Here is a 15,362-nt window from a genome sequence, read left to right on the forward strand (position 1 = left end):
AAACGGAGGCACCGCGTGGCCGCACCAGAGAAAGACCAGCAACCAGGCAGTGAGATCGCCGACCCCGAACATGAGGTCGGCGAGCTCGTTGGCAGGCTCACCGCTCCCGGTGAGCTCGAGCCGGCCGAGCGGCGCAAGCTGCTCGGCCGACTAGCCCAGGCGCTGTCCGCCGGGGCCAAGAGGGCACGGGAGACCGGCATCGGCCGGGGCCGCTGGCTGGCCGACGTCTTCCTCAACATCGCGCCGCGCATCCCGATCAGAGATCTGCACACCCTTGCCGAGCATCATCATGGCCTGACCGGCGAAGAGCTCGCCGACGACCTTGTGCGCACCGCGCAGAAGGCCACGATGACGGTCGGCGCTATCGGCGGAGCACTGGCAGCGGCCGAGTTCGCCGCGCCACCCCTCCTGCTCTCCGCCCCCGCTCAGCTCGTCGCCGAGACCATCGTCGTCGCCGCCATCGAGGTCAAGATGCTGGCCGAGCTGCACGAGGTCTATGGCGTACACGTCCAGGGCTCCGGCACCCAGCGCGCCGTCGCGTTCACCGCGGCCTGGGCCAAACAGCGCGGCATCGACCCCCTCGCGCCCGCGTCCGTCTCCCTGGCACTGGGAGCCGCCACCAAGACCGCCCTGCGCAACCGTCTCATGCGGACGCTGGGACGCCATCTGACCACGTTCGGGCCCTTCCTCACCGGGGCCATCGCCGGTGGCGCGCTCAACCGCCTGGCCACCAAGAAGCTGGGTGCGGCCATCCGCGACGACCTGCGGGTCAAGCGCCCCTCGCTGCCCCAGGACCAGGAGCGGGACGAACTCACCCCCTAGGGGAGCGCAGGCCGTCGAAGATGATGGTGAGCAGCGTCTCAGCCAGATCGTCCGCCGAGGCGCCGCGCGACGGCTGGTACCACTCCGTGATCGAGTTGACCGCGCCGAACAGCAGGCGCGTCACCAGCGCGGGGTCCACGTCGGCGCGGATGCTGCCCTCCGCCGCCGCCTCCTTGACCAGGTGACTGACGAACCGGTCGAACTCCCTTCGCCGCTCCAGCGCCGCCTGCTCCGTCACGCTGTTGCCGCGCACCCTCAGCAGCAGCGTCACGTACGGCAGCCGCTCCACCAGGATGCGCACGCTCTGCCGCAGCACCCACTCCAGCCGGTCGATCGCGGCCCCCGAGGCGGCACGCGGGTCGGCCACCATCGCGAACAGCCCGTCCAGCGCCCGGTCCAGCGCGCGGGCGAGGAGCTGCTCCTTGCCCGGCACGTGGTAGTAGATGGCCGACTTGGTGACCCCGAGCGCCCTGGCGAGCTCCGCCATGCTGGTGCCGTCGTAGCCGCGCTCGTTGAACACGCCCACGGCGATGGCCAGCACCGACTCGGGGTCGTGGCCGCGCCCGCGCCGGCGGGCGGGGTTCGCGGTGGTCACGGGGTCAGGTCTTCCGCTGGTCGACGACCCGCTTGAGCTTGCCGACCGACCGCTCCAGCGTCTCCGGGTCCACGACCTCGACCTCGACGCTGACGCCGACGGTGTCCTTGACCGCCCTGCGCAGCGCCTCGCCCGCCTCCCGCCGCCCGGGGAAGCCGGGGCGCGCCTCGACCCTGACCGTCATCACGTCGAGCCGCTCGGGCCGCGTCAGGCGGAGCTGGAAGTGCGGCGACAGGCCCTCGACGCCCAGCACCAGCTCCTCGATCTGGGTCGGGAACACGTTCACGCCACGCAGGATGATCATGTCGTCGGTGCGTCCCGTCACCTTCTCCATGCGGCGGAAGGCCGGCCGGGCGGTGCCGGGCAGCAACCGGGTCAGGTCGCGGGTGCGGTAGCGGATGACCGGCATGGCCTCCTTGGTGAGCGTGGTGAAGACCAGCTCGCCCTGCGGGGCGGGCTCGCCGGTGAACGGGTCGACGGTCTCCGGGTAGAAGTGGTCCTCCCAGATGTGCAGCCCGTCCTTGGTCTCGACGCACTCGTTGGCCACGCCGGGGCCCATCACCTCCGACAGCCCGTAGATGTCCACGGCGTGCAGGTCGAAGCGGTCCTCGATCTCGGCGCGCATCTTCTCGGTCCACGGCTCCGCGCCGAAGATGCCGACGCGCAGGGACGACTCGCGCGGGTCGAGCCCCTGCGCGGTGAACTCGTCCAGCAGGGCCAGCATGTACGACGGCGTCACCATGATCACGCTGGGCCGGAAGTCCTGGATGAGCCGCACCTGCCGGGGCGTCATCCCGCCCGAGACGGGCACCACGGTGCAGCCCAGCCGCTCGGCCCCGTAGTGCGCGCCCAGGCCGCCGGTGAACAGCCCGTAGCCGTAGGCCACGTGCACGATGTCGCCGGGCCGCCCGCCGGAGGCGCGGATCGAGCGGGCCACCACCTCCGCCCACACGTCGAGGTCGTTCCTGGTGTACCCGACCACCGTGGGCAGGCCCGTGGTGCCGCTGGAGGCGTGGATGCGGGCGACCTGCTCGCGCGGCACGGCGAACATGCCGAACGGGTAGGACTCGCGCAGGTCCTGCTTCGTGGTGAAGGGGAACTTCGCCAGGTCGGCGAGCTCCTTGCAGTCGCTCGGATGCACGCCCGCCCGGTCGAACTTGTCCCGGTAGAGCGGCACGTTCTCGTACGCCAGGCGCAGGGTCCGCTGCAGGCGTTCGAGCTGGAGCGCCATGAGCTCGTCGCGGGACACGCACTCGATCGGGTCGAGCTCGTGCGCGGCGGGGGGATCTCCAAGTTTCACTTCAACTCCCGGCTCCGGCCGCGGAACTCCGCGACCACCTGACCGTCGGGGCGCCGCACGGTGACGTCGTAGATGCCGCTGCGGCCGTAGCGCGTGCGCTCGGCCGCCTCGGCCACCAGGACGTCGCCCGCGCGGGCGGGGGAGACGAACGCGATCTCGGCGCCCGCCGCCACCGTGACGGGGCCGTAGGTGTTGCACGCGCACGCGAACGCCGTGTCGGCCAGCAGGAACACGTACCCGCCGTGACACAGGCCGTGGCCGTTGACCATCGGGCCGGTCACGGTCATCCGGCACACCGCGCGGCCCTCGGCCAGGTCCGCCAGCTCGATGCCCAGGGCGGCGGAGGCGGTGTCGGCGTCCATCATGCGGCGCGCGCTCTCCAACGCGATCTCCCTCGTCAACTGACCGAATGTTCGGTAAACACACCACCGCCCGACTTGCCTGTCAAGAGGGCGCGAGCCGCGCCGCGGGGTATGCCTCTGTCGGAGCTACGCCCGGATGGCAGGAGGAGCGATGGTCAAACCGTTCGCCTCGTCGGCGGACCTCGGCGAGAAGAAGCAGGTCCTGGAGGTGCTCGCGGAGGGCGTGTACGCGCTCACCGCCGAGGGCGACCCGAACGTGGGCGCGATCGAGGGCGAGGACTTCCTCGTCTGCTTCGAGGCGCTGGCCACCCCGGTCGCGGCCCGCGAGTGGCTGTCCAGGCTGCGCGAGCACACCACCAAACCGATCCGGTACCTGGTGCTGTCGCACTACCACGCGGTCCGCGTGCTGGGCGCCTCGGCGTTCGGCGCGGACGTGATCGTCACGCACGAGAAGACCCGCGAGCTGATCGCCGAGCGCGGCGAGCAGGACTGGGCCAGCGAGTACGCCAGAATGCCCCGCCTGTTCAGGGAGCCCGCCTCGATCCCCGGCCTGACCTGGCCGACGGCCACGTTCAGCGACCGCTTCACGATCGACCTGGGCGGCGGGCGCGGCGACCTGGTGCTGCAGTACTGCGGGCGCGGCCACACCGAGGGCGACCTGGTGGCGTGGCTGCCCAGGCAGCGCATCCTGTTCGCCGGCGACCTCGTCGAGTCGCAGGCGGCCCTCTACACCGGCGACGCCTTCCACCGCGACTGGTCGTCGGGCACGCTCGACCGGGTCGCCTCGCTGGGGGCGGAGACGCTGGTCGGCGGCAGGGGCGCGGTGGCCAGGGGCAAGGAGGGCGTGGAGTCGGCCATCGGGCAGACGCGCGACTTCCTGGCCGTGATGCTGCGTGAGACGGGCGCGGCCGGGTCGCTGAAGGAGGCGTTCCAGCGCACGCACGCCGCCCTGGAACCCCGTTACGGCCGCTGGCCGATCTTCGAGCACTGCCTGCCGTTCAACGTCTCCAGGCTCTGGGACGAGTTGCACGGCGTCGAGCGCCCGCGCGTCTGGACCGCCGAGCGCGACCGTCAGGTGTGGGACGAGCTGCAGTCATGAACGAGCACCAGGTGATCGTGGTCGGGGCCGGGCCGGTCGGGCAGAGCGCCGCGCTGCTGCTGGCCCGGTGGGGCGTGCCGGTGCTGGTGCTGGACCAGCGCCCGGGGCGGGGGCGCGGCGGGTCGAAGTCCATCTGCCAGCAGCGCGACGTGCTCGACATCTGGGCCGCCGCAGGGGCGGGCAGGGTGGCGGAGGAGGGGCTGGCCTGGACCACGGCCCGCACCTACTACCGCGAGCGCGAGCTGTTCTCCTGGACGTTCCAGCGTGAGGGGCCGCTGCCGCCGTGCGTGAACATCTCCCAGACGCGCACCGAGCAGCTCCTCGACGAGGCCATCGCGGCCCAGCCGCTCATCGAGGTGCGCTGGGACCACGAGGTCACGGGGCTGAGCCAGGACGACTCCGGCGTCACCGTGCACTGCGGCCGGCGGCGGATGCGGGCGTCGTACGCGCTGGTCTGCGCGGGCGCGAGGGCGCAGGCGATCCGCGACTCGCTGGGCGTGACGTTCTCCGGGGAGACGTTCGAGGACCAGTTCCTGATCTGCGACATCAAGGCGGATCTGCCGGGCTGGGAGAGCGAGCGGCGCTTCTGGTTCGACCCCGTCTGGAACCCCGGCCGCCAGGTGCTGATCCACCCCTGCCCTGGGGGGACGTACCGGATCGACTGGCAGATCGCCCCCGACTTCATCCCGACAGAAGCTGATATTTCGCGAAAAATCAGGCAGATCATTGGCGATCGGCCGTTCGAGCTGCTCTGGCACAGCACGTACCGGTTCCACTCGCGGCTCGCCTCCCGCATGCGGGTCGGCCGGGTCCTCCTGGCAGGCGACTGCGCCCATCTGGTGGCCCCGTTCGGCGCGCGGGGGCTGAACTCCGGGGTGCCCGACGCCGAGAACGCCGCCTGGAAGCTGGCCTTCGCCCTCAACGGCTGGGCCGGGCCCGGGCTGCTGGAGTCGTACCACGCCGAGCGGCACGCCGCCGCGCTGGAGAACCTGGAGGTCACCGCCGCCACCATGCGCTTCCTCGTGCCGGGGAGCGTGGAGGAGCGGATGCGCAGGCGCGCGGCGCTGGAGGGCGGCCGGATCGAGGAGGTGGACTCGGGGCGCTTCGCCGAGCCCTTCTGGTACGTGGACTCGCCGCTCACCACGCCCGAGCCGGCCCGCCCGTTCCTGGGCCGCCCGCCCAAGGGAGCGCTGTGCACGCCCGCGCCCGGCGTGATCCTGCCCGATCTGCCGCTACCCGGGGGCCGGTTGCGGCAGCACACCCGGGATGGATTCCTCGTCCTGCTGGGCGATATGTGCGATTCGAGTTTGTTTGTGCAGGTCCTGGGCAAGGTCATTACGGCGCCGCTCGCCGTACGCGGGCTCGCGGAGATGGATGGAACCGGCTCGCTCGCTGAGAGGCTCGGCGCCGGGCCGGATGAGGCATGGCTCATCAGGCCCGATTCCCACATCGCCGCGATCATCCCCCATGCGGGGCCGGAGTCGGTGGCGGCTGCTGTGAGCCGTGCGCTAGGCGGCTTTCCTGATATTTGACCCCATAGGAGGACTGCGTTGAGTGGCCGTAGCTCGTTTCTGATCGTCGCGAACCGGTTGCCGGTCGATCGCACGATCGAGCCAGACGGAACGGCTTCGTGGCGCAGGAGTCCTGGCGGCCTCGTCACCGCGATAGCGCCGGTGATGCAGCGCCGCCACGGAGCCTGGGCCGGCTGGCACGGGGCGCCCGACGAGAAGCTGGAGCCGTTCGAGCAGGACGGGATGAGCCTCATCCCGATCCCGCTGTCCGCCCGTGAGGTCGAGCTCTACTACGAGGGCTTCTCCAACGCCACGCTGTGGCCGCTCTACCACGACGTCGTCGCCACGCCCGTCTTCGACAGGGAGATGTGGGAGACCTACCGCAGCGTCAACCAGCGCTTCGCCGAGGCCGCCGCGGAAGCGGCCGATGAGAACGCGGTCGTGTGGGTGCAGGACTACCAGCTCCAGCTCGTGCCCGCGATGCTCCGCAAGCTCAGGCCCGACCTGCGGATCGGGTTCTTCCTGCACATCCCGTTCCCGCCCACGGAGCTGTTCTGGCGGCTGCCGTGGCGCAAGGAACTGGTCGAAGGGCTGCTCGGCGCCGACCTGGTCGGCTTCCAGCTCCCCGGCGGCGCCTCGAACTTCCGGCGGCTGTGCCGCAGGCTGCTCGGGCTGCCGTACAAGGGGAACGAGATCTTCCTCGACGACCGGATCGTCACCACCCAGGCCTTCCCGATCTCCGTGGACTTCGCGCAGCTCGACTCGCTCGTCCGCGAGCCGCGCATCGTCGACAGGGCCAAGGAGATCAGGGTCGAGCTGGGCGACCCCGAGCACGTGCTGCTCGGCGTGGACCGGCTCGACTACACCAAGGGCATCGGCCAGCGCCTGGAAGGCTTCGGCGAGCTGCTCAAGGACGGCCGGCTGCGGCCCGGCGAGGCCGTGTTCGTGCAGATCGCCACGCCCAGCAGGGAGCGCGTGGAGGAGTACAAGAAACTGCGCGACGACATCGAGCTGCAGGTCGGCCGGATCAACGGCGAGCACGCCCAGCTCGGCTACCAGCCGGTGTGGTACTTCCACCAGTCGTACGGCCACGACGAGCTGGCGGCGCTCTACCTGGCCGCCGACGTCATGGTCGTCACGCCCTTGCGCGACGGGATGAACCTGGTGGCCAAGGAGTACATCTCCTGTCACCACGACCTGCACGGGGCGCTGGTGCTCAGCGAGTTCGCCGGGGCCGCCGACGAGCTGCGGCAGGCGTACCTGGTCAACCCGTACGACGTGGAGGACGTCAAGCGGCAGATGCTGGCGGCGATGCGGGCCACGCCGCACGAGCTGGCCCGGCGGATGCGCACGATGCGCCGCCGGGTCGCCACCTACGACGTGGACCGCTGGGCGAGTGAGTTCCTCACTGCCCTGGAGTCACCTGCTTCAGCGACTTCCACGCGTCGTAGCGCTTCTTGGCGGTCCGGTTGACCACGATCTGCGCCACGGACATGCCGACCCCCATGACGACGGCGTAACCGATCGCCTCGCCCATGCTGACCTCGGGCGAGTCGGTGTCGATGGGCGGCTCCTTGCCGGTCGCCTTCTTCCAGGCGAACCCGAGCACCTTCCTGGCCGCCCACGCCGTCACCAGCCCCACCAGGCCGCCGACGACGCGCCAGGCGATATCGGGCTTGTCCTCCGCCATGTCGATCTCCCTTCCCCTTTGTAACGAACACTAGTCTCTACCGCTGCGACGCCCGCGAAGCCGTACCATAAGGAGGCATGACTCAACAGCGACTACGCCGTCCATCCATGCCCCAAAAGCCGACCCTTGACGGCTTGGAGCAGGTATGGGTAGCTCGCTGGGAGGAAGAGGGCACCTACCGCTTCGACCGGTCGGCGCCGCGCGAGCGCGTCTACTCCATCGACACGCCCCCGCCGACCGTGTCCGGCTCGCTGCACGTCGGTCACGCCTTCTCCTACACGCACACCGACATCATGGCGCGTTACCAGCGCATGCTCGGCAAGTCGGTGTTCTACCCCATCGGCTGGGACGACAACGGCCTGCCGACCGAGCGCCGCGTGCAGAACGTCTACGGCGTGCGCTGCGACCCGTCCCTGCCGTACGACCCCGGCTTCGTGCCGCCGGACAAGCCGGGCAAGCGGGAGACCTCCATCTCCCGGCGCAATTTCGTGGAGCTGTGCCACCAGCTCACCGCCATCGACGAGCAGGCGTACGAGGAGATGTGGCGGCGCATCGGCCTGTCGGTCGACTGGTCGCTGCTCTACACCACGATCAGCGACGAGTCGCGGGCCGTGGCGCAGCGCGCGTTCCTGCGCAACCTGCTGCGCGGCGAGGCCTACCTGGCCGAGGCGCCGACGCTGTGGGACGTGTCGTTCCGCACCGCCGTCGCCCAGGCCGAGCTGGAGGACCGCGAGTGGCCCGGCGCCTTCCACAAGATCTCCTTCTACGGCGAGAAGGGGCCGGTCTGGATCGAGACGACCAGGCCCGAGCTGATCCCCGCCTGCGTGGCGCTGGTCGCGCACCCCGACGACGAGCGCTACCGGGAGCTGTTCGGCACCTCGGTGCTGACTCCGCTGTTCGGCGTCGAGGTGCCGGTGCTGGCGCACCGGCTGGCCGAGCCCGACAAGGGCACCGGCATCGCGATGATCTGCACGTTCGGCGACCTCACCGACGTCACCTGGTGGCGGGAGCTGCACCTGCCGACCCGGCCCGTGATCGGCTGGGACGGGCGGCTGCTGCCCGAGCCGCCGGAGGGCGTGGAGGCGGAGCCGTACAAGGAGCTGGCCGGAAAGACCGTGCACAGCGCCCGCGAGCGCATCGTGGAGCTGCTGCGCGAGTCCGGCGACCTCGACGGCGAGCCCAGGCCCGTGCAGCGCACGGTGAAGTTCTACGAGAAGGGCGACAAGCCCCTCGAGATCGTCACCACCCGCCAGTGGTACATCCGCAACGGCGGGCGCGACGAGGAGCTGCGTGAGCGGCTGCTGGCGCGCGGGCGCGAGCTGACCTGGCACCCGCCGCACATGCGGGTGCGCTACGACAACTGGGTCGAGGGGCTCACCGGCGACTGGCTGATCTCGCGGCAGCGCTTCTTCGGCGTGCCGTTCCCCGTGTGGTACCCGATCGACGAGGCGGGGCAGCCCGTCCACGACGCGCCGATCCTGCCCACCGAGGAGATGCTGCCGGTCGACCCGTCCTCCGACGTGCCGCCCGGCTACACCGAGGAGCAGCGCGGCGTGCCCGGCGGCTTCATGGCCGACCCCGACGTCATGGACACCTGGGCCACCTCGTCGCTCACCCCGCAGATCGCCGGCCGGTGGGGCACCGACGACGAGCTGTTCCGCCAGGTCTTCCCCGCCGACCTGCGGGCGCAGAGCCACGAGATCATCCGCACCTGGCTGTTCTCGACCGTGGTCAGGTCGCACTGCGAGTTCGGCACGCTGCCGTGGAGCGACGTGGCGATCTCGGGGTGGATCCTCGACCCCGACCGCAAGAAGATGTCCAAGTCCAAGGGCAACGTCGTCACCCCGATCGACCTGCTGGAGCAGCACGGCTCCGACGCGGTGCGCTACTGGGCGGCCAACGGCCGCTACGGCGTCGACACCGCCTTCGACGCCGGGCAGCTCAAGGTCGGCCGGCGGCTGGCCATCAAGATCCTGAACGCCTCGAAGTTCGTGCTGGGGCTGGCCGCCGGCGAGTCCGCCGCCGAGGTGAGCGAGCCGATCGACCTGGCCATGCTGGCGGCGCTGTCCGACGCCGTGCGCGAGGCCACGGACGCGTTCGAGGCCTACGACCACACGCGGGCCGTCGAGGCCGTGGAGCGCTTCTTCTGGGCGTTCTGCGACGACTACGTGGAGCTGGTCAAGGCCAGGGCCTACGACGACTCCGGCAACGGATCCGGCGGCGAGTCCGGCGCGGGTTCCGCGCACGCGGCGCTGCGGCAGGCGCTCGACGTGCTGCTGCGGCTGTTCGCGCCGTTCCTGCCGTTCGTGACCGAGGAGGTGTGGTCGTGGTGGCGCGAGGGCTCCGTGCACCGCTCCTCCTGGCCCGCCGTCGAGCGCGGCGCCGGCGACCCCGCCGTGCTGAGCGTCGCCTCGGAGGTGCTCGGGCAGATCCGCAAGGCCAAGTCCGAGGCCAAGCTGTCGATGCGGGCCGAGGTGTCGCGGCTGACCGTGTGGACGCCCGACCTGGAGCTGGTCCGGCAGGCGCAGGACGACCTGTGCGCCGCCGGGAACGTCGAGGAGTTCGTGCTCGAGTCCGGTGACACGCTGAAGGTCGAGGTCCACCTGGCCTGAACCTCGTGATCGCGTGACGCGGGGCGCGCATGCGCGCCCCGCGTCACGCGTCTCTGCTGACGTCCTTGTGCACGGCGAGGAAGAGCGAGTACGCCTCCCCGCCCGGCGCCGGCGGCCGGTGCGCGAACTCGTCGAACACCTCCTGCAGCCGCTCGGTCAGCTCGGCGTGCCCCTCGGGGGTGAGCCTGAGCCCGAGCCTGGTGAAGCTGCCCTCCTCGATGTCGACCAGCCTGATCTCCTCCAGGAACGCGTCCAGCATGGCGGTCCTGCCGCCCGTCACGCCGCTCTCCCTGACGTCCATCTCCCACGACTTGCCGGTGGCCCGGTAGGGGATCTCGGTCGAGCCGCGCGGGCCCGGCCGGCTCGGCTCGGCCACCAGGAAGCCGGTCTCCACCAGCTTGCGCACGTGGTGCAGGGTCGTGGCGGGGTTCGCGCCGAGCCGGTCGGCGATCTCCTTGTTGGTGAGCGCCTGGTCCAGGCACAGGCGCAGGATGCGCAGCCGTACGGCGGAGGCCAGCGCGCGGGCCTCGGCCTCGGTAGCGGGACGGCGTTTGGTGGCCATGGCAGGCCACCCTATAACCGGTTGAAATTACCCAATCGGTTGTGAGAGGTTTCTGCTCGTGAGCCTCTTACGCGACCACGACTTCCGGGGGCTGTTCCTGGCCGACACCGCCAGCCAGGTCGGCAGCCAGCTCCTCATGCTGGCGCTGCCCCTGGTCGCCGTGACGGCGCTGGACGTCTCGGCGTTCGAGCTGGGGGTCCTGACGGCGTGCGAGACGCTGGCGTTCGTGGTGATCGGGCTGCCGGCGGGCGCGATCGTCGACCGGCGGCGCAAGCGCGTCGTCATGGTGGTCAGCGACTGGGCGCGGGCGCTCGCGCTGGCCTCCGTCCCGCTGGCCTGGTGGCTGGACGTCCTGACGATCTACCAGCTCTACGCCGTGGCGCTGGTGCTCGGGGTGTTCACCGTGTTCTTCGACGCCGCGTACCAGAGCTACCTGCCGCACCTCGTCGGCCGTGAGCGGCTGGTCGAGGGCAACTCCACGCTGGAGGTCGTCCGCACGGTCGCGCAGCTCGGCGGGCCCAGCGTCGGCGGCTACCTGATCCAGTTCCTCACCGCGCCGTTCGCGCTGATCATCACCGTGGCCGGGTTCGCCTGGTCGGCGCTGTGCCTGGGCACCATCCGCAAGCGGGAGGAGCGCCAGGAGCGGCCCAGGGCCCACCTGGGCAAGGAGATCGCCGAAGGCGTCAGGTTCGTGCTCGGCCACCCGCTGCTGCGCCGCATCGCCGGCTGCACCGGCACCGCGAATCTGTTCTCCGCGATCATCCACCCGATGACCCTGCTGCTGCTGGCCAGGGAGCTGGACGTGAGCGCCGGCACGATCGGCCTGCTGATGTCCGCGGCGGGGCTCGGCGGCTTCGCCGGCGCGCTGTTCAACGCGCGGCTGGCCCGGTGGCTGGGGCAGGGGCCGACCATGTGGCTGGCCATCGTGGTCCCCGCGCCGCTGACGTTCCTGCTGCCGTGGGTGCAGGCCGACTGGCGGCTCGGGCTGGTCGTGCTGTACGAGTTCTGCATGGGGGCGGGCGTGGTCGTCTACAACGTCACCCAGCTCAGCTTCCGCCAGGCCGCCACCCCCGAGGCGCTGCTCGGCCGGATGAACGCCACCATGCGTTTCCTGGTCTGGGGGACGATGCCGCTGGGCGCGCTGATCGGCGGCGTGCTGGGCGAGGCGATCGGCGTCAGGAACACGCTGATGGTCGCGGCCGTAGGGGCGTGCCTGGCGTTCCTGTGGATCTTCACCTCACCCCTGCGGACGATGCGGGAGCTGCCCGTCCCCTCGGAGCTTCAGTAGCCGCCCCGCCGACGCCCGCACGGAGCCGTCGCCCGCGGACCGTCGGCTCAGTAGTCGCACACCCCCGTCGGGAAGATCTGCTTCAACCTGGCCCGCTGGTCCGGCGTCGGGTCCCACGAGCCGTACAGGCCCTTGGCGACCGCCCGCTCGACCGGCTGCAGGCGGCACTTGTAGACGCCGCCCTCGATCGGGCCGCCAGCCACCGTGCGGGAGGTGCCGTAGAGCGGGAAGCGCTGGGTGCACGGGCCGGGGGAGCGGCGGTCGAGTACACCGTCCCAGACGTGCGGGCCCGCGGCGATCTCGGTGCCGTCCGTGGCGAAGCAGCGGTCCACGGCCTGGGGCGGCTTGTTCCCGACGACGCCCCGCGCCGGATATTTCCGGATATTCGCCATCCAGGCGTCGATGACCTGGAGCGCCTCCGGCGTCTGGTCGAACATCGGCCCGTCAGGACGGGCGTCGGTGAACCAGATGACCTGGTTCCCGGCCCGGCCGTCGTGGTCCAGCATGCGCTTCCTGGAGGCGAACGACTGGTGCGCGTTGTGCATGTCCAGCCGCTCCTCCAGATAGTGCCGCCAGTCGATGACCGGCAGGTCGAGGTCGCCGCCGAACACCAGGCCGCTGCGCCGCACGCTCCTGATCGCCTCCGGGTCGCCCGTCCGCCTCGGGGCCGGGTCGCCGCTCAGGTTCGCGTTGCGGGCGCTCCACGGGTCGAGGTCGGCCGGGCAGGCGGTCCGTACGAACGGGCAGCCCTCCTGCACCATGTCGGCCGCCTCCTTCCACGACCCCACCTCGGCGTTGAGGTCGAGGAACTCCTCCGGCGTGATCACCCCGCCCGCCAGCGCCTCCAGCCCGTACTGGACGCCGACGTTGTCCCAGGTCGAACGGGCGTAGCCGCGCTCGTCCACGCCGTACACCTTGCGCAGGTCGTCCCAGTGCGTCCACTGGACGGTGTCCTTGACGCCCGGCGGGTCCATGCGCTGCCACTCGGGGTCGTTGTTGCTCGTCCACAGCGGGTTCATGGTCAGCGGGGTCAGACCGCGCCAGCCGTTGACGCACTCGTCGGAGCCCGGCCGGCCCGTGAGCGGGTTGACGACCGTGTCGCTGGCGTTCATGCCGATCAGGGCCGTGCGGTCGTCCCAGCGGGCCCAGCGGGGGTGGTGGTCCATGTAGCGTTCGAGCAGCTCGCAGTCGCCCACGTGGATGGTCTGGGTGACCATGTCCGGATAGGAGTACTGCGGGATGGCGGCGTCGATCACCCGGTCGCCGTAATTCTGGCCGTAGACGTACTGCTGGATCGCGCCGCCCGAGGCGCCCACGCCCACCGTGTAGAGCGGCGTGCCGTGCCGCTCGACGAAGCGCTCCTTGACCATCAGGGCCGTCTCGCCGCCCAGGATCAGGTTGTAGTGGGTGGAGGTGCGGGTGCCCGAGGAGTGCAGCACCGCGTAGCCCTTGCCCAGCCCGTACGGGTCGAGCGCGCCGCCGCCCAGCGTGCCCTGGTCGTGGCCGATCGCGACGCCGCCGTCGAAGCGGTAGATCGCCCGCTGGTTCCAGCCGTTCTCGATCATGGCGATCGAGTAGAGGAAGCGGTTGATCACGCCGCGCTCCCGCCGTACCACGAAGTCGACCGTACGGCCGTCCAGCAGCGTCGTCGTCGCCAGGTCGGCGGGATGGCCCTGCTCGGGCATCGGCTTGTACGTGCCGTCCGTGGAGCGGTAGAGGCGGTCGGTCACCACCGGGGCGAAGCAGTCCCTGCTCCAGCCGCCTTCGACGCGCATGCCCTGGCCGTCCTGGTTGTCCGCGACCGGCGGGCCCAGGCCGCTGCGCTCGGTCTTGCACAGGAACGGGTACTGGTGCGCGCCCGAGAAGACCGGGCCCTCGATGGGATGGTTGCGGATCCTCAACGACCTCCTGTGCGGCCCCGACGTGGCGGTGACCGTGTTCTCGCCCACGACCAGGCCGTCCACCAGGCCGGTGAGGCCGTTCCCCGTCCGCTCGAAGAGCGCCGTCACGTCCTCGCCGTTGCGCAGCACCCTGCTCGCGCCACGCACCCTGATCAGGGCGTCGCCGCCGGTCACCTGGTCGGGGCGGCTGGACAGGACCTCCAGCGCCAGGTCCGCGCGGGAGGCGGGAGCGGGGGTGAGTGACGCCAGCAGGGTGAGGACCAGCACCGTCTTCATGACCATGACGGTGACACGCGCTCCTGCCCTTGCCCAGGCCCGATCTGCCGGAGGTGAGCGGCACTTTCAAGTGCTGCGCCATTACGCTCTCGGCTGCCGGGCCGATATCCGCGCGCATCCAGGGCCAGGACGTGCCAGTCTTGAACACGTGCTCTCCGACCGCCCAACCAAGCTCGTGCCGCCCGTGCTCGCCAGAATGGCCGCATGGAGTGGGTGCCTGATCCTCGTCGGCGTGGTCGTCTACTTCATCGTCCAGGCGATCGCCCGCCTGGCGTTCGTCGCGCTGCCCGTGGCGATCGCCCTCCTGCTGACCGCGCTGCTGTTCCCGCTGACCAACTCGCTGCGCAACGCCGGCATGCGGCCCATCTACGCCACCTGGATCACCATGCTGGTGGCCCTGGCCGTGCTCGTCGGCACCGGCTGGCTGGTCGGGGCGCGCGCCAGCGAGGAGTTCCCCAACCTGGTCGAGCAAGTGCAGGAGACGGCCAGATCCGTGCAAGGGTGGCTGATCCAGGGCCCGCTGCACCTGGAGCAGACCCAGATCACCGGCTACGTCGACGAGCTGGCCACCATGCTCAACGCCCAGCGCACCGCCATCACCGGCACCGTGCTGTCGGCCGGCGCGGTGGCCGTCGAGGTGCTGGCGTCCATCGTGCTGCTGCTGTTCGTGACGTTCTTCCTGCTCAAGGACGGCGACCGGATCTGGTCGTGGTTCCTGAGGGGGTTCGGCGGGGTGTCGCCGCGCGTCGACAGGGCCGGGCGGGCCGCCTGGGCCACGCTCTCCCACTACGTCCAGGGCACGGTGGCGGTCGCCGCCGTGCACGGCCTCATCATGGGCATCGTGCTGGCAGGGATGGGCGTGCCGCTGTGGGCACCGCTGGCCGTGCTGATCTTCTTCGCCAGCTTCATCCCGATCGTCGGCATCTTCTTCGCGGGCACCATCGCCACCCTGGTCACCCTGGGGGCCAAGGGGCTCGTCTACGCGCTGATCTTCCTCGGCATCCTCATCGTGGAGCAGCAGCTCGAGAACCACGTGCTGCAGCCGCTGATCGTGGGGCGGGCGCTCAACTTCCACCCGCTGGCCATCATCCTCGTGCTGTCGGTCGGGGGCATCCTGGCGGGCATCGCGGGGGCCGCCGTGGCCGTGCCGGTGGCGGCCGTGATCTACCGGGCGCTGCCCGAGCTGCGACATCAGCAACCCGAGCTGCCACCCGGTCACAGCGACGCCCCTCCAGGTGACGATCCACCACCGCCGGGGCCGCGCGACCCTCAGGAAGGGGCCGCCGTCCCGCCGGACGCCACTGGCGACAAGCGTGGTGAGGACACGGAGTAACCTCGTCACCC

13 protein-coding genes are annotated in these 15,362 nt (G+C 70.9%); 7 read left to right on the plus strand and 6 right to left on the minus strand.

What is annotated here, in order from left to right; genetic code table 11:
• Positions 1-15: 15 nt before the first annotated feature.
• Positions 16-822 carry a hypothetical protein gene (locus tag ABD331_RS00520; protein ID WP_344470114.1) on the plus strand — a complete coding sequence of 269 codons (807 nt, stop codon included), beginning with the start codon at positions 16-18 and terminating at the stop codon, positions 820-822.
• Here ABD331_RS00520 and ABD331_RS00525 read toward each other — a convergent pair.
• From ABD331_RS00525 to paaI, 3 genes are read right to left on the minus strand one after another with little or no spacing between them, the layout of a single operon-like run.
• Positions 812-1,417, minus strand: coding sequence for a TetR/AcrR family transcriptional regulator (locus ABD331_RS00525; RefSeq protein WP_344470115.1), 606 nt, complete (start codon positions 1,415-1,417; stop codon positions 812-814). The genes ABD331_RS00520 and ABD331_RS00525 overlap by 11 nt on opposite strands.
• Positions 1,418-1,421: 4 nt before the next feature.
• Complete coding sequence (paaK, locus tag ABD331_RS00530) at positions 1,422-2,717, minus strand: phenylacetate--CoA ligase PaaK (RefSeq protein WP_344470116.1); 1,296 nt, start codon at positions 2,715-2,717, stop codon at positions 1,422-1,424.
• Positions 2,714-3,082 (minus strand): hydroxyphenylacetyl-CoA thioesterase PaaI, encoded by a 369-nt coding sequence (paaI, locus tag ABD331_RS00535; RefSeq protein WP_344470730.1) that lies wholly within the window; start codon positions 3,080-3,082, stop codon positions 2,714-2,716. Before paaI ends, paaK begins: the two co-directional genes overlap by 4 nt.
• 148 nt (positions 3,083-3,230) lie before the next feature.
• Here paaI and ABD331_RS00540 point away from each other — a divergent pair, with 148 nt between their 5' ends.
• Genes ABD331_RS00540 through ABD331_RS00550 form a run of 3 tightly spaced genes read left to right on the plus strand, consistent with a single transcriptional unit; the run spans position 3,231 to position 7,162 of the window.
• The gene (locus tag ABD331_RS00540; protein ID WP_344470117.1) at positions 3,231-4,178 is read left to right on the plus strand and encodes an MBL fold metallo-hydrolase; all 948 of its coding nucleotides are present in this window, start codon (positions 3,231-3,233) and stop codon (positions 4,176-4,178) included.
• A complete protein-coding gene (locus tag ABD331_RS00545) occupies positions 4,175-5,710 on the plus strand; it encodes an FAD-dependent monooxygenase (protein ID WP_344470118.1) in 1,536 nt (511 codons plus the stop codon). Before ABD331_RS00540 ends, ABD331_RS00545 begins: the two co-directional genes overlap by 4 nt.
• Positions 5,711-5,728: 18 nt before the next feature.
• Positions 5,729-7,162: an alpha,alpha-trehalose-phosphate synthase (UDP-forming) gene (locus ABD331_RS00550; protein WP_344470120.1), complete on the plus strand. Its 1,434-nt coding sequence runs from the start codon at positions 5,729-5,731 to the stop codon at positions 7,160-7,162.
• Here ABD331_RS00550 and ABD331_RS00555 read toward each other — a convergent pair.
• Positions 7,095-7,379 carry a DUF4235 domain-containing protein gene (locus ABD331_RS00555; RefSeq protein ID WP_148434265.1) on the minus strand — a complete coding sequence of 95 codons (285 nt, stop codon included), beginning with the start codon at positions 7,377-7,379 and terminating at the stop codon, positions 7,095-7,097. The genes ABD331_RS00550 and ABD331_RS00555 overlap by 68 nt on opposite strands.
• Before the next feature lie 77 nt (positions 7,380-7,456).
• Here ABD331_RS00555 and valS point away from each other — a divergent pair, with 77 nt between their 5' ends.
• The gene (gene valS, locus ABD331_RS00560; protein WP_344470121.1) at positions 7,457-9,991 is read left to right on the plus strand and encodes a valine--tRNA ligase; all 2,535 of its coding nucleotides are present in this window, start codon (positions 7,457-7,459) and stop codon (positions 9,989-9,991) included.
• Between the two features lie 43 nt (positions 9,992-10,034).
• Here the strand turns inward: valS and ABD331_RS00565 are convergent, their stop codons facing one another.
• Entirely contained in the window at positions 10,035-10,553 is a 519-nt protein-coding gene (locus ABD331_RS00565) for an ArsR/SmtB family transcription factor (RefSeq protein WP_344470123.1), read from the minus strand.
• Between the two features lie 58 nt (positions 10,554-10,611).
• Here ABD331_RS00565 and ABD331_RS00570 point away from each other — a divergent pair, with 58 nt between their 5' ends.
• A complete protein-coding gene (locus ABD331_RS00570; RefSeq protein ID WP_344470124.1) occupies positions 10,612-11,841 on the plus strand; it encodes an MFS transporter in 1,230 nt (409 codons plus the stop codon).
• 47 nt (positions 11,842-11,888) lie between these two features.
• Here ABD331_RS00570 and ABD331_RS00575 read toward each other — a convergent pair whose 3' ends face one another.
• On the minus strand, positions 11,889-14,018 hold the full coding sequence (locus ABD331_RS00575) for a DUF6351 family protein (RefSeq protein WP_344470125.1): 2,130 nt from the start codon (positions 14,016-14,018) through the stop codon (positions 11,889-11,891).
• Between the two features lie 148 nt (positions 14,019-14,166).
• On the opposite strand from ABD331_RS00575, the gene ABD331_RS00580 reads away from it, so the two are divergent.
• Positions 14,167-15,351: an AI-2E family transporter gene (locus ABD331_RS00580; RefSeq protein WP_344470127.1), complete on the plus strand. Its 1,185-nt coding sequence runs from the start codon at positions 14,167-14,169 to the stop codon at positions 15,349-15,351.
• Positions 15,352-15,362: the final 11 nt, after the last annotated feature.

The sequence above is a fragment of the Nonomuraea monospora genome (assembly GCF_039531895.1).
Taxonomy (GTDB): domain Bacteria; phylum Actinomycetota; class Actinomycetes; order Streptosporangiales; family Streptosporangiaceae; genus Nonomuraea; species Nonomuraea monospora.

Bases quoted from the DNA above. Each gene is read 5' to 3' on its own strand.
- valS (WP_344470121.1), top strand. From the start codon at position 7,457: ATGACTCAACAGCGACTACGCCGTCCATCCATGCCCCAAAAGCCGACC.
- paaI (WP_344470730.1), bottom strand. From the start codon at position 3,082: ATGATGGACGCCGACACCGCCTCCGCCGCCCTGGGCATCGAGCTGGCG.
- ABD331_RS00565 (WP_344470123.1), bottom strand. From the start codon at position 10,553: ATGGCCACCAAACGCCGTCCCGCTACCGAGGCCGAGGCCCGCGCGCTG.
- ABD331_RS00555 (WP_148434265.1), bottom strand. From the start codon at position 7,379: ATGGCGGAGGACAAGCCCGATATCGCCTGGCGCGTCGTCGGCGGCCTG.
- ABD331_RS00545 (WP_344470118.1), top strand. From the start codon at position 4,175: ATGAACGAGCACCAGGTGATCGTGGTCGGGGCCGGGCCGGTCGGGCAG.
- ABD331_RS00540 (WP_344470117.1), top strand. From the start codon at position 3,231: ATGGTCAAACCGTTCGCCTCGTCGGCGGACCTCGGCGAGAAGAAGCAG.
- ABD331_RS00575 (WP_344470125.1), bottom strand. From the start codon at position 14,018: ATGAAGACGGTGCTGGTCCTCACCCTGCTGGCGTCACTCACCCCCGCT.